Consider the following 13543-nt stretch of genomic DNA (forward strand, 5'->3'; position numbering starts at 1 on the left):
CGTCATTCGGTTCGGTACGGGGGCGGGGGATTTTCGGTGACGGCGTGGGACATCAAGCCGCAGGGTGTGCAGGGGCAGCTGAAGCAGGTCGGCGCACACGCGGGTGACCTGGAGAAGGCGCTGAACGCCATGGTCACCGCGATGTCGGAGGCGGCTCAGGCGGCGGGCACGGCGGTACCGGGTTCCCAGGCGTCGATCCCGCTGCAGGGACCGGTGCCGGTGGGCGCGGCCCCGTTGTCGCGGCCGATGTCGGGGCCCGTGGCCGCGGCACTGGGCCAGTACCTGGAAGGGCGCCAGGACCTGCTGAAGTCGATGTCGGACCGTATCGAGGCGGCCGTGCTGGGGGCTGCGGAAGCCACCGGCGCGTACGTGGCAGGTGACCTCGACGCGGCGAAGCACGCGCAGGACGCGGCGAAGGCCGTTCGGCTGGACCTGCTGAAGGACGGGGCCGGGGGGCACAAGTGAGCGACGACCAGCCGATTCCGCTGGAAGGCATCCCCGTCTTCACCGGAAACCTGGCGACCCTTGATGTGAACGTCACCGAGCTGGCCTCTGCCGCGGAATCCGTCGCGACGACCACCGGGGACGTCCACAGCAGCTTCGGCGGCCTCCACGCCTTCTACCGGGCTCCCGAGGCCGAACAGCTCTTCGCCACGACGAAGCCGGTCGTGACCAGCGGCCATACGCTGGAGTCCGACCTCACGACCATCGCCGGTGCGCTGCGCACGTACTCGGACGAGGTCTATCCGCTGGTCGAGAAGCTGAAGGAGATCAGACGGGACGCCGGCGCCTTCCTGGTGAAGGCCAACGCCGACGACAAGTGGCGTGAGGACGGCGACCTGGTCGACGAGAACAACCACCGCCGCGACGAGATCGCCGAGACCCTGTCCGCGTTCCAGGATGCGGAGATCGCCTGTCACAACAAGATCGTCGCCCTGGTCTGCGCACTGCCCCTGCACAAGAGCGACGGTTCCGACAGCACCCACCAGTACGGCTTCGACGCCGAGTCCCTCAAGCAAGCCGAGGGACTCCCCTGGGGCGACCCGCTCGTGGAATCCACCCCCTGGTGGCAGGTGTGGGAGCACGGGGCGGACTTCGTCACGGGCTTCTTCGTCGACGGAGTGGGGGGCACGCTCAAGGGCCTGGGCACCCTCGTCGGCACCGACGGCTGGGACGCCGCCAAGCAGGCGTGGACGGGGCTGGGGAAGCTCGCCACGGGACTCGCCCTGAGCAACCCGTACATGGGTGGCCTGCTGTTCTGGTCGATACCCGACGCAGACCTGCCCGCCTACCTGCGTGATTCGCGCAATGCGGTGAAGGAGACCGGCAAGGCGCTGCTGGCCTGGGACCAGTGGGGCGAGAACCCCTCCCGCGCCGCGGGCGCGGTGACCTTCAACGTCGTCACGACCGTCTTCACCGGCGGCACGGGCAGCACGGCCTCCGGCGCCGGGAAGGCCGCGCTGGCCGCGAAGGCCCTGTCCACCGCGGGCAAGGTGGGCCGGCTCGTCGACCCGATGACGTACGTCTTCAAGGGCGCCGGCATGGGCCTGACGAAGATCAGCGACGTGATGGCCAGCTTCAAGGGCCTGGGCACCACCGCGATCCCTCCCCTGCCGGAAGGCGCGCTCACCCTGCCGGAGGGCGGGTTCAAGCTCGCTGACGGGACCCTGCACCTCCCGGAGGGCTCGGCGATCCCGGACAGCGCGTTCGAGGTCCCGAGCAACTCGTTCAAGCTCCCCGACGGCACGGAGATCCCCGCCGGGGCGATCGACCTGGGCGACGGCGTGGTTCGCCTCCCCGAGGGCATGGCACCCCCGTCCGGCTCCCTCCGCATCCCGGAAGGCGCCCTCAAACTGCCCGAAGGCACGACAGCCCTGCCCGAAAGCGCCACCCGGCTCACCGACCTGGACGGCAGCACCGTCTACGTGGACGGCCCGGGCAACCTCCTGAAGGAGGACGGCACCCTCCAGCAACACCACACCGCCGCGAAGCGGGATGGCGTGGCCCCGGGCGCGGAAACCCCGGCCATCACCCTGCCCCCGGTATTGGTCGGCGCCCACACCGTCGGCGGCAACGCGGACGGGGCGATCCGGATGGGCGACGACTTGGGGGGCGCGGGGCGGGCAGGCGACGACGCCACTGGTCCAACTGAACCACCGGGTGGGGTGGCGAACAGCCTGCCGAGCGGCTCAGCCGACTATCTGCCGAGCAACAAGGTGAACGACGGAAGTGGTGCCGGCAGATCGGACGACGGCGCTGGGACTGCCGGGGGCAGCCACGGCGACCGGCCGGTCGGCAACGGTGACCACGCGCCAACCAGCCATCCCAACGCCACGGATCCCAGCCCAATGTTGAGACACGAGCCGTCCGACGGACCCCCCGGACACATTCCGGGAGAGGACGTTCCTGCTGGTGGGCTGGACGAGCCGGCCAAGGTCAGTGACGAGGGAACCTCTCCGACGCACATGGATCCCGACGATATCCCCCTTGCCGAGAGGGATATACGCGAGCCAGGGGGCAATCTCGCCGATGATGCCGCTCGGCGCTTGTCAGATCCGATCCAACTCGGAGACACCCCGCTTCCCCCTGCAGGTCCCGGCAACAAGGTACTCGGAACACTCGAAGAGAGTCGAGTCACTAGGAACAGTGATGGTCTCATCACTCTGATCGACGGCCGGAAGGCAGAGCACTTCCTCAAGGACCTTTCGTTCCAACGTGCCGAGGTATATAAATCCGCCAAGGAAGCGGGAACTTTCTCAAGAAAAAAGACTGGCGCTTGCGTTGGCGTCGTAATGGATTCGCGAACCGGGGTTGTCGTTGAAGCTATAAACGGAAAGGCCGACGACGTCATCCCAGCTGACCAGGTTCATCCGACGGTTGCCGCTCGGGACGAGGGGCTCACCGACCCCCCCGCGCCCGACGAACCGCTGGGGCATGCCGAGGTCAAGGCCGTAAACGAGCTTCTATGGGAACGCCGGAAACAAGGCCTTCCTGATGATGTGACCGCCCTCCAAGACCTGCGCGCCTCGGTAGAGTTTCCCTTCATGCAACACAGGAGGACAGAGCTCCCCGTGCGACCGGCAGCCTTCTGTGCCAACTGTGAACGTATGCTGGATGGCGTTGACAGCTCGCACGGTAAATTCACCGGAAACCCGCCGACCGACGAAAATTGGATTCCTTGATGACTTCACCCAAGAGAATCGACATCGACGACCCCGAGGTCGACATGGATGGCGGGGGAAATCTCTCCTACAAAGGAGAACCCTTCACGGGAGAGGTGGCAGAGTATGCAGGCGACTCACTCATAAGCCTGGATGAATATGCCGATGGAGTCCTGCACGGAAAGAGCCAGGAGTGGCACTTGAATGGCACTCTTAGCTCCGCAGGCCTGGCGAAACATGGTCACCCCGTGGGAACGTGGAAACAATGGCACCCCAACGGATCGATCGCCTCGGAACGCGTATTCGCAGCAGCCGGAAGAACCATGCTCTCCGATAGGGCTTGGGACGAGAACGGAAATCTCACGAGGGAGTGGCAGAGAAATACTGATTGAGGTCTTCCACGACGGCACTCCGGGACTGACGCGCCCTTAGGGCTCGTAACACGATCTTGCTGCAACAACCTGGTTGGCCGTGACTGGTGTGAGGATTCGGCCGTTCGTGATGGTGTGAGTACTCGGCCGTGGATCGTGGATGACGACTTGTGGGCGCTGATCGAGCCGTTGCTGCCGCCTTGGCCGGAGCGGTCGCCGGGGCCGAGGCCGGTGTCGGACCGTCCTTGTCTCCAGGGCATCCTGTTCGTCCTTCACAACGACATGGCCTGGCAATTCCTGCCGTTGGAGCTGGGGTTCGGCTCTGGCCAGACCTGCTGGCGGCGTCTGGACCGGTGGCAGAAGGCCGGGGTTTTCGATCAGCTCCACCGGGTCCTGCTCGCGAAGCTGAATGCAGCCGGTGAACTCGACTGGTCACGAGCATGCGTGGATGGTTCCCACATCCGGGCGAAAAAGGGGGTGCCGACACCGGTCCGTCACCGGTCGACCGGCGGAAGACCGGCAGCAAACACCACTTGATCTGCGATGGACGCGGAACCCCGCTCAAGGTCATCACAACGACAGCCAACGTCAACGACGTCACCCAGACCCTCGCCCTGGTCGACGGCATCCCACCTGTTGCAGGCCGTCCCGGCCGGCCTCGTCGCAGGCCCGTCGCCCTGCTCGACGACAAGGGCTATGACTCCAATGCCTACCGTGACGAGCTGCGACAACGACAGATCCTGCCTGTCATCTCCCGCAAGGGATCACCGAACATCAAGGGCATGGGCAAGCTCCGCTACGTCGTGGAGCAGACCTTCGCCCTGCTCCATCAGTTCAAACGTCTCGCCGTCCGCTGGGAACGCCGCACCGAACTTCACGACGCCTTCGTCTCCCTGGCCTGTGGTCTCATCTGCTGGAGACGCCTCAAAAAGACCCACTCCTGATTGCGCCCGAGCGATCAGGGGCAACGCAGCGCCTCGAGAGATCTTGAGGGCTACTGGTGCGGTGCATGCCTGGTTCCAGTCGGCTCTGCAGTGTCTGCCTCGGCTGCGGTGAGGATGAGCCGCCCCTCGACTCTTGCCTCGACGACCTTGACCAGCAGCGTGCTCGCGTCGTCAAAGCGCAGGGTGAAGTGCGGATCGAACTGCATCAGGAAGTCGAAGCTCTCCCCGTCCTCCGCGGCCAGGGGAGATTCGAGGGTCGCTTCGGACGTCCAGATGTCTCCGGCGGTACGGACCGCGACCTGCACACGGAACCTGCCCAGACACGTCGATCGGTTAGCCCACCACTCAAGCGTCGCGGTGCCCTCGTAGCTGTCCATGCTTCAAGTATCGCGAGCAAGCAGGCAGCCATGTGTCAGCGATACAGAATCCGAGGTCACAAGATCGTGTTACGAGCTCTAAGAGAACAGATCCACAAAGATATAACCCTGAGGCGCATGGATCCCAGATACGATCCTCAATGGTCGTTCACACATGCAGGGCCCTCCCAAGAGCTTCGCGCTTACCTCACAAAGGCGAGAATAATCTTCCTGGAGTACAGAAGAACCCCCAAAAATTAACATAGAGTACCATTAAAAGTCCCCCGAGATTGAAAATGGAAATAGAAATGCAGAATGAAACTCCAGCCGGCCCCGCATCGGACATTGCAGAATGGGCCGTCGGAGCCCACGATCGAGCCGCCAGCGTTGCGGAAATGATTGGCATAGCAAAAGATCAGTATACTGAGGACCCTTTGACGCTCCTACCTGGGCTACAAACCTATGTAGACCGACTGCCACTTGGGGATTTTGAACAATCCGACTGGATTACCCTTCACACAGATCTGACTGCATACCTGGGCGACCTCATGGTCCGCAGACACGATGCAACATGGGTAAAGTTTAGCGACTCCAGTTCACCAGCTGGCTATCGGTATCTGCTTGAGGCAACAGGGATCGATGGGGCGACACATCGTGTGGAGCCTTACGATGTCACCATGGAGGAATTCGAACACCTCCCCATCGAGGTCACACGAATGGTCGCAAACGCGGAAGGGGTTCTGCACGTGACACCAGGGATCAGCGCGGATACATAAAGAGGAAAATCGGCCGCATTGGCACCTACCACGCGAAAGCCCGAGGTCTTCTCGATGAAACCGCGGGTTCCCCCACCATGGCGGCACCCGGCAGAAACGTGACGACCTGGGTGAGCGTGAAGTTGCGGTCGGCGAACAGTCGGGGCAGTACGACCGGTTCAGCGGACCGCCGCCCGACTTGGGCGAACCAGGCCAGGGCGAGGCCCCCGAGGCCGATGATCTGCGGTGAAGACCAGGCGTACCGCCTACCGCCCCAGCTGAGGGATTCCCGCAGGGCAATGAAGGAGACCGGCCAGGCTCTGGTGGCCTGGGACCAATGGAGCGAAAACCCGCGCCGCAGGCGCGGTCACGTTCAACGTCATCACGACCGTCTTCACCGGCGGCACGGGCAGCACGGCCTCCGGCGCCGGGAAGGCCGCCCTCGCCGCGAAGGCGCAGTCCGCGGCGGGCCGGTTCCTCGACCCGATGACATGCGTCTTCAATCCTCCCAGGCGCGATCGCCCTTGGCGACGGCGTGGTCCGGCTCCCCGAGGGCATGGCACCCCCCGCAGGCTCCCTCCGCGTCCCGAGGGCGCCCTCAAGCTGCCCGAAGGCACCACCGTCGTACCCGAGAGGGCCCTCAAGGGTGTCGACCAGCACGGCAACACCGTCTACCTGGACGGTCCGGGCAACATCCTCAAGGAGGACGGCTCCCTCCCGCAGCGAAGAAGGAGCTCCCAGCCACCAGCGCTGACACCCCTGCCGCCCAGAACTCGACCCAGCAGCCGGCCCTGATCGGCGCCCACACGGTCGACGTCACGGACGACCTGATCCGGACAGGCGACGATCTGGGAGACGTGGGCCGGGCCGGCGACGACGCCACAGGTGCCGGCAGAGCGCCGGGCGGAGCGGCGAACAACCTGCCGGACGGCTCCGGCCGGCCACCACATGCCGAGCAACAGCCTGGACGGCAACGAGCCGGGCAGCCGCGTGCCCGGCAATGGCCTCGACAGCGGTACGCCATGCCGAGCCCACGGGCGGCCACGACCTACCCGGCGGGTCGACGGTCGATAACGGAGTTTCGGGCACCTCCGGAGACAACGGGCTTCCCGGCCCCCGGAGTCCCGGCCCTGATAACACCGCCCCACGCAGTGGCGAGGCCGCGGCCCCGGCAACGAGTGCAACGCGCCAGCCTGTGTTGCGTCCCAGCTTCATGCTCGACGGCCCCACCCCCCTACGGCAGGCCGGGTTCGCTCACCCTGGAGCAGATCGAAGAAGTCCAAGTTCATCGCGCAAACGAGGAGCCCGGTTACTTCGAGCACCACTATCGCAAGGATGGCACTCGTAAGGACACTGATCTGCACGATGCAAGGGGATTCACGCCCCCTCAACTTACGCAGTTGATGGATGACGGCCCGTGGGTCCGAGCGAAGGGCGCACCTGCACCACCCAAGCCACATTTCCTCGACACAGATTACATCGCAGCGCGGGCAGATAATGTCACAAGTCGTGCCCGGCTCAGAGTCCTCGAAGCGGCAGCCCAGAAGCGGTACTTCGCTATTCAGTGGGACAACCTCGCAGAGAAATGGAAAGCAGAGGCGGGTAATCTGAATAGGATTCACGACACAGGAACATACACTGGCTATCAATATCGATGCTTCGACATCAACAAAAGGACCTTGCCGTGACTCTAACGATCTCCCGCCATGACCTGCCCGCCGGGCATGAAGCCGAGCGTTTCGCCCAGCGCCTTGATGAGCATTTGACAAAGAGCATTGATCGCCTCGATGAAACCACCAAAGCGGTCAGCTCCACATTCGACTCCGCCGTAATGTCTTTGCACGCACGATGCGTTATTGATCCGCGAGCGGCCGCTGCCGAGACGTGGGAATCCACCGTCAACGCAATGCAAGTAGGATCAGCACTTTTCTCCACGACTGGAGCAAGTGAGGGGCTTATTGAATGTCGCATCAACCATAAGGTGCGGACCATTCAGGCAATCGGTCCGATGTCGACAGCCGATGCGGGTAATTGGCTAACAGCATTCTGGCTGGCCGTCATTTGCCGTGACCAGGAACGTATGACACAGCTCAGCGAGATCCCGCTCGAACACCTGCGTTCACCACAGGGGCAGTACGACGAATACATCTATCACTGGGTCGATACCCTGCAGACCTGGTGGCTCCGCCGACCTGACCTTGCCGACAAACTCATCGCCACGATCGAGGCCTCCGACCCCAAGGTGGCGAACATCGCACCTCTAGACCTTTTGCAGGGCCTTCTCTACCCCCCGATCAACCTCTTCTACCACTACGTCCGCAAGAATCAGGACAAATTCTCCCCAGCCTTGGCCGACGCGCTTAGACTTCACAGGACGTACTGGACCCTCACCGAAGACCGAACCGCAGATATCGACGGCAGCATCGCCCTCGGCCCCCTCGCCATCGCCTGCCTCGCTCACGACGCCGAATTCCCCCTCGATATCGAATCGGAATACCTCCCCCATCACCTTCTCCAGCGCACCTGGCTCAGCGAATTCCCCACCTAACCTGACCGCCACCGACGGATTCCCTCCCCAGATGGCGAACGTCAGCAAAGATATCTCTTGGATGTGTATCCTATTTGTTCGATGGCGCCATCATCTAGCCATTCCCTAACGGACAGGACGTAACACGATCATTGTTATCCAATCGTCGAAAATCCCACAGGTACACCGCAGCGGCCAGACCAGTATTCAGTTTATTATCCGAGTCAAGGATGAGGTTCTGACCAAACCGCCCAGCGGTACATTCACGTCGGAGGGAAGACTGTGATTGCCAGCACTCCTGTAGCGCGCTGGACATGGGGTCAAGAAAATCAATTCCAAGAAAAGATCTTCGCTTGCCTTCACAAACTACTGCTAGCCCGGACCGTCTTGGCGAGGCACCGCCTTACAATTGGCACCCCGAGCGTGTCTATTTCTGTACATGAGGCCGGAAAGCCAAACAGCTTTCTATTCCAGGGACTTCTTGAGCTGGGCTCCACATCACCCTCGCCGGACATGGCGCAACGGCTGGCCAATCAGGTCAATACCGCATTGCGCCCAGGGAAGATTGGAGCTGTGTATGCGGACACAAAGAGTTCCGGCCTGGTCATAAACGGCAGCTCCGGAACCCACGAAGAAAAGCTGTTCCTGATCGGATCCTCAGCGGTTCTCGACTACGTGGGCACCGATCTCGTGACGTTCTCCGATGCCTGGATGCCGTACGACCTCAAGGGCCGACCGCAGCCCGCGCTGCATGCAGCGAATGCGCCAAGGCTGTCCGCTGCCCTTCTGGATCTGTCTGAGGTGTTCCATTCAGAGGCAGACCCGGATGAACCAACGTACTTCGGCAAGCCGACCGAGACCGGCGTCGAGAATTACTACAATGACGAAGGCACGGCTGCCGATGTGTGGGGCAGCTTCGAAATCCAGTATCGGTACGACAAGTTCACACACGCACCCGGCTTCGGCCGCATCGGCTTCAAGCGTTCGGCGGACGGCGAGGTCGCATACGTGCCCGTGCTCGGCGAGCATGGGGTGCTGGGATATCTCTGGGCCTCTGACACAGAGAACGCAGCAAGCTTCGAGCCCAGAGACGTCGGGGACGAAGAGACCTACAGATCAGGCCTGCTGTGGCTTGATCGCCTGCGCTTGGCGCAGGACCGCGGCCTGTCCCCCTCCCAAGCCCTGACCGAGCTGGCCGGCACTCTGGAGAAACCCGGGATAAGCGTGCTGGACCTGGCATATCTGCGGGAACTGCGCGCCCTGCGCTCTGGACGGCACCGCACACCGCTGCGGAAGCGATGAATCGGGAAATGTTCGGCGGTGGCACGGAGCGGCACTTCCCTGTTCCAACCCATGAGCACCCCTACTATCCTGTTGAAGCACCGGGTGGCCGGAAAGTGGATGTCCCGGTGGATCTCCCGGACGGCAGGACCTTGGCCGTGGAAATCAAGCACTACCTGGAATTTCGAACAATCAAGCTCGCAGATGGAACAAGCCAGGTAGTGAAGGGAGAGGTTCCACTCAGCGAGGGAATAACGGAGCAGATCAATAAGGATCTGACCTTGAGGCGACTGGATCCCAAATACGATCCTCGCTGGATTTTCACACACGCCCCTCCCTCAGCAGCCCTGAGGAGTTACCTGACACAAGCTCGCATTATATTCGTAGAATATGGACCAAGTCCAAAATAGTAAATCCTAACCCCAAAAAGGCATAGGTGTGACGGAAAAGAATACCCAGAGCCCGAATATTGAACAATGGGAGAGAGAGGGACACCGAACAATCATCGACATCGCCGACATGCTCGGAGTCCCTTCGGGCCTTTACTCAGAAAATCCCCTGAACCTGATTCCAGCGCTACAGAACTACGCATCCCGACTCCCGCTCGGTGAATTCGAAGAATCGGATTGGGTGACCCTGCAGACCGACCTCATGTCGTACGTTGCAGACTTCTTGATCCAACGACACGGGGCCCACTGGACCGTCGCGGACGACCCGACAAATGTTCGCGGTTACCGATACGTGATCGAATCGATCGGCCTTGACGGGAAGACCCGCAGGATCGATCCGAACGACATCGTGCGGGAGGAATTCAGGAAACTTCCCATCGAAATCACCCGGATGCTTGCCAGCGCGGAGCTCACTCTGCGATTGACTCGCGAGGCGAGCGAATTGGAATAGGTCCTCCGGGACGACCGCCACGGGCCGGGTCGACGTGGCCATGACGACGAACCGTGCATCGAGGCCCGGGCAGACACGCTCCACACTCGCGAAGGCCGTAGTGGACGAATCTTCGCTGGGATGCGCGACCTCTTTGGGCCGAGTCGATCTCGGAAGTTCCGAAATGCGGGCATCCATCACTCCTTCCGCAGCGGAACCTCCCGCATCAGCCACGCCGCCAGGAAGATCACGGCCCCCAGCAGGGCGCTTCCGAGCAGCACCCCGTGCAGGCCTTCGGTGACCGCTGTCCGTACCGCGTTCCGGATCTCGTCCGGCATCCCGCGTACCGCCGCGGGTGTCCAGGCTGTGCCGCCTTCGGGGATGCCGCCCGTGTGGAGACGGCTCGTGTAGACGGCGCCGAGCACCGCGATGCCCAGTGAGCTGCCGATTGTGCGGACGAGTGTGGCCGTTCCCGTGGCGGCGCCCATGTCGCGTGGCGTGGCGCTGTTGATGGTGACGAGCAGCGTGCTCTGCATCAGCAGGCCCAAGCCGATGCCAAGCACGAGGGTCAGCGCGGAGGTCAGCGCCGTGGCGGTACCGGTGTCCGTCGTCAGCAGGACGAGCGCGCCCACGGCCGTCAGCGCGCCGCCGGCGATGGGGTACGGGCGGTAGCGGCCGCCGCCGGCGAGGAGCCGCCCGACCAGGAGCTGCGCGCCGAACATCCCCGCCATCAGGGGGAGCAGCAGCATGCCGCTGGCCGTCGCGGACGCGCCGCGTACGAACTGCATGTACTGCGGCAGGTAGGTGGACGCCCCCACCATGGCGGCGCCCGTCAGGAACGTGAGGATCTGGGCGAGCGCGAAGTTGCGGTCGGCGAACAGCCGGGGCGGGATGACCGGTTCGGCGGCTCGCCGCTCGACCCGGGCGAACCAGGCCAGGGCGAGGGCGCCGGTCGCTCCGAGGCCGATGATCTGCAGTGACGACCAGGCGTACTGCGTACCGCCCCAGCTGCCCACCAGGGTGAGGGCCAGGATGGCGGCGCAGAGCAGTCCGGCCCCCGCGTAGTCGATCCGCGCCCTGATCCGCTCGGTGCGCAGGCTCAGGCGGAGGCCGATGACGAGCAGGGCGACCGCGCCGAGGGGGAGGTTGACGTAGAAGACCCAGCGCCAGTTCAGCTGGTCGGTGAGGAAGCCGCCGAGCAGCGGGCCACCGACCAGGGCGACGGGCATCATGGCCCCGATCATCGCCTGTGAGCGGCCGGCCTGGGAGGGCGGCATCATGACGCCGATGATGGAGATGGCGCCGACCATGAGGCCGCCCGCGCCGAGTCCCTGGACGGCGCGGAATGCGATGAGCTGGTTCATGTCCTGGGCGAGCCCGGAGAGCACCGAGCCTGCGAGGAACACCGTGATCGAGCAGATGAAGCTGCCTTTGCGCCCGTACAGGTCACCGAGTTTGCCCCAGATGGGGGTGGAGACGGAGGCGGTGAGCAGATAAGCCGTCACCACCCAGGACAGGTGGTCGAGACCGCCCAGGTCACCGACGATCGTGGGCAGGGCGGTGCCCACGATCGTGCCGTCGAGCAGACCGAGCATCAGCCCGAGGAGGAGTCCGAACAGGACCGGCTTCGACAGGCCGCTCCCGTCGCCTCCGGGTGGCCGGCCGGTGTCCGGCGTCCGTGCGGTGTTCGTGTCGTTCGTGTCGTTCGTGCGCTCGCTCATGAGTGACCCCCGGGCGATGTGAGGTGAGGTCAGGCCGCGTACGGGCTGACGGACCTGGCATCCCGCAGGGCGTGCCCCCACCAGGCGAGCTGGTCGAGCAGGGCCTTGGCCGCCGCGTCGACCGCAGAGTCGTCGACGGCACCGTCCTCACCGAACCGGCCGTAGGCGTTGTGGAAGCTGACGGTGTTGCGGATGGTCGTGGCGTTCAGCTCGGCCATGACGACGCGGAGCTGCTCGACGGCGCGCAGGCCGCCGGAGAGGCCGCCGTAGGAGACGAAGGCGACCGGCTTGGCGTGCCACTGCTCGTTGTGCCAGTCGATGGCGTTCTTCAGCGACGCGGGGAAGCTGTGGTTGTACTCCGGGGTGACGAAGACGAACGCGTCGGCCGCCGCGAGCCGCGGTGACACCAGGGCCAGGGCCTCTTCCGTACCCGGCGCCGGGGGCTGTCCGAACGCGGGCATGACCGTGGGCAGCGGGGTCTCGGCGAGGTCGACGACATCTGCCGTCATGTCGTCGCGCCGGGACAGGTGGCCCTTCAGCCACTGGGTGACGACGGGTGCGAATCGCCCCTCGCGGGTGCTGCCGACGACGACGGCGACGCGGAGCTGCGGGCGGGTGCTGGGCATGGGTTCCCCCTGGAAGCGGTAAATGTGTACAACGTATTTCTCTGCGTACAACGTATCCATCGATGTGTACGTTGTCTACTGACGGATACGTTGTACGCTGGCGGCCCCGTCGAGAGGAGCCCGTCCGTGGCCGGCCAGAAGAAGGACAGCAGCAAGGGCACCGCCGGCGGGCCGGACCCCTCCCTCTGGCAGCGACTGGAGCAGCCGGCGACCACACCCCGGGCCTCACTGACCCTGGAGCGGATCGGGGCCGTCGCCGTGGAGATCGCGGACGCGGAGGGCGTCGCCGCCGTCACCATGCGCAGGCTCGCCACGGAACTGGGCGTCGCCCCCATGGCCGCCTACCGCCACGTCTCCGGCAAGGACGACCTGTGGGCCCTGATGGCCGAGCGGGTGTCCGCAGAGATGCAGATCCCGGCCGTGGTGACCGAATGGCGCGAGGTGCTGCGCACCTTCGGCCTGCTGACCCGGGACATGATGCTGCGGCACCCGTGGATCGGACAGCTGCCGACCCATCTCTTCGTACTCACTCCCGGCCGGCTGGCCATCGCGGAACGGCAGCTCGCGGCGCTCGACGGGCTCGGCCTCGACGAGGACTCGATGATGGTCGCGTTCCGTACCGTGAGCGCCTTCGCCCATGGCGCCAGTCAGTCGGAGATGGCCCTGCGGGAGTGGACGGAGTCCGCGGGCTGGTCGTCAGGCGACGAGACGCGCCTCGGACTGGCGCCGCAGATGACGTACCTGATGGGCACCGGGCGCTATCCCACCTACCGGCGCTACGGGCTGCGGGCGACCCGCAAGGACGACGCGACCTGGGCGTTCGAGACGGGCCTGGACTGCGTGCTGGACGGGATCGCCGCCCGGCTCGGCATCTGAGGGATACCCGCGAACGGCAGTGAAGCGGCGGGGCGGGCCCGGCGCA

The 13543-nt window shown here is 64.3% G+C and carries 11 protein-coding genes; 8 read left to right on the plus strand and 3 right to left on the minus strand.

Annotation, left to right across the window (positions count from 1 at the left end):
• The first annotated feature begins 36 nt into the window (after positions 1-36).
• From OG892_RS13330 to OG892_RS13345, 4 genes are all read left to right on the plus strand, one after another.
• Positions 37-465: a DUF6507 family protein gene (locus OG892_RS13330; RefSeq protein WP_073739527.1), complete on the plus strand. Its 429-nt coding sequence runs from the start codon at positions 37-39 to the stop codon at positions 463-465.
• On the plus strand, positions 462-3182 hold the full coding sequence (locus OG892_RS13335) for a hypothetical protein (RefSeq protein WP_371629255.1): 2721 nt from the start codon (positions 462-464) through the stop codon (positions 3180-3182). Before OG892_RS13330 ends, OG892_RS13335 begins: the two co-directional genes overlap by 4 nt.
• Positions 3182-3553: a toxin-antitoxin system YwqK family antitoxin gene (locus tag OG892_RS13340; protein WP_371629256.1), complete on the plus strand. Its 372-nt coding sequence runs from the start codon at positions 3182-3184 to the stop codon at positions 3551-3553. The genes OG892_RS13335 and OG892_RS13340 overlap by 1 nt, the downstream gene beginning before the upstream one ends.
• Positions 3554-3667: 114 nt before the next feature.
• Positions 3668-4476, plus strand: a protein-coding gene (locus OG892_RS13345; RefSeq protein WP_371629257.1) for an IS5 family transposase whose coding sequence is annotated in 2 segments (ribosomal slippage) — positions 3668-3985 and positions 3988-4476 — 807 coding nt in all. Because the reading frame shifts where the segments join, the coding sequence is not laid out codon by codon here.
• A 50-nt stretch (positions 4477-4526) separates the two neighbouring features.
• Here the strand turns inward: OG892_RS13345 and OG892_RS13350 are convergent.
• Complete coding sequence (locus tag OG892_RS13350; RefSeq protein WP_073738355.1) at positions 4527-4853, minus strand: hypothetical protein; 327 nt, start codon at positions 4851-4853, stop codon at positions 4527-4529.
• Positions 4854-7271: 2418 nt separating this feature from the next.
• Here OG892_RS13350 and OG892_RS13355 point away from each other — a divergent pair.
• From OG892_RS13355 to OG892_RS13365, 3 genes are all read left to right on the plus strand, one after another.
• On the plus strand, positions 7272-8135 hold the full coding sequence (locus OG892_RS13355) for an immunity 49 family protein (RefSeq protein WP_073738353.1): 864 nt from the start codon (positions 7272-7274) through the stop codon (positions 8133-8135).
• Between the two features lie 402 nt (positions 8136-8537).
• Positions 8538-9416, plus strand: a complete 879-nt coding sequence (locus tag OG892_RS13360) for a hypothetical protein (RefSeq protein ID WP_143195115.1) — start codon at positions 8538-8540, stop codon at positions 9414-9416.
• Between the two features lie 417 nt (positions 9417-9833).
• A complete protein-coding gene (locus tag OG892_RS13365) occupies positions 9834-10295 on the plus strand; it encodes a hypothetical protein (RefSeq protein ID WP_073738351.1) in 462 nt (153 codons plus the stop codon).
• Positions 10296-10471: 176 nt separating this feature from the next.
• Here OG892_RS13365 and OG892_RS13370 read toward each other — a convergent pair whose 3' ends face one another.
• Together OG892_RS13370 and OG892_RS13375 are read right to left on the minus strand one after the other, a co-directional pair.
• Positions 10472-11995 (minus strand): MDR family MFS transporter, encoded by a 1524-nt coding sequence (locus OG892_RS13370; RefSeq protein ID WP_371629258.1) that lies wholly within the window; start codon positions 11993-11995, stop codon positions 10472-10474.
• 29 nt (positions 11996-12024) lie between these two features.
• Positions 12025-12621 carry an NADPH-dependent FMN reductase gene (locus tag OG892_RS13375; protein WP_371629259.1) on the minus strand — a complete coding sequence of 199 codons (597 nt, stop codon included), beginning with the start codon at positions 12619-12621 and terminating at the stop codon, positions 12025-12027.
• A 126-nt stretch (positions 12622-12747) separates the two neighbouring features.
• Between OG892_RS13375 and OG892_RS13380 the strand changes: the two genes are divergently transcribed.
• Positions 12748-13497, plus strand: a complete 750-nt coding sequence (locus tag OG892_RS13380; RefSeq protein WP_073738349.1) for a TetR/AcrR family transcriptional regulator — start codon at positions 12748-12750, stop codon at positions 13495-13497.
• Positions 13498-13543: the final 46 nt, after the last annotated feature.

It is taken from the genome of Streptomyces sp. NBC_00341 (genome assembly GCF_041435055.1).
GTDB lineage: Bacteria > Actinomycetota > Actinomycetes > Streptomycetales > Streptomycetaceae > Streptomyces.

Bases quoted from the DNA above. Each gene is read 5' to 3' on its own strand.
- OG892_RS13340 (WP_371629256.1), top strand. From the start codon at position 3,182: ATGACTTCACCCAAGAGAATCGACATCGACGACCCCGAGGTCGACATG.
- OG892_RS13350 (WP_073738355.1), bottom strand. From the start codon at position 4,853: ATGGACAGCTACGAGGGCACCGCGACGCTTGAGTGGTGGGCTAACCGA.
- OG892_RS13370 (WP_371629258.1), bottom strand. From the start codon at position 11,995: ATGAGCGAGCGCACGAACGACACGAACGACACGAACACCGCACGGACG.
- OG892_RS13375 (WP_371629259.1), bottom strand. From the start codon at position 12,621: ATGCCCAGCACCCGCCCGCAGCTCCGCGTCGCCGTCGTCGTCGGCAGC.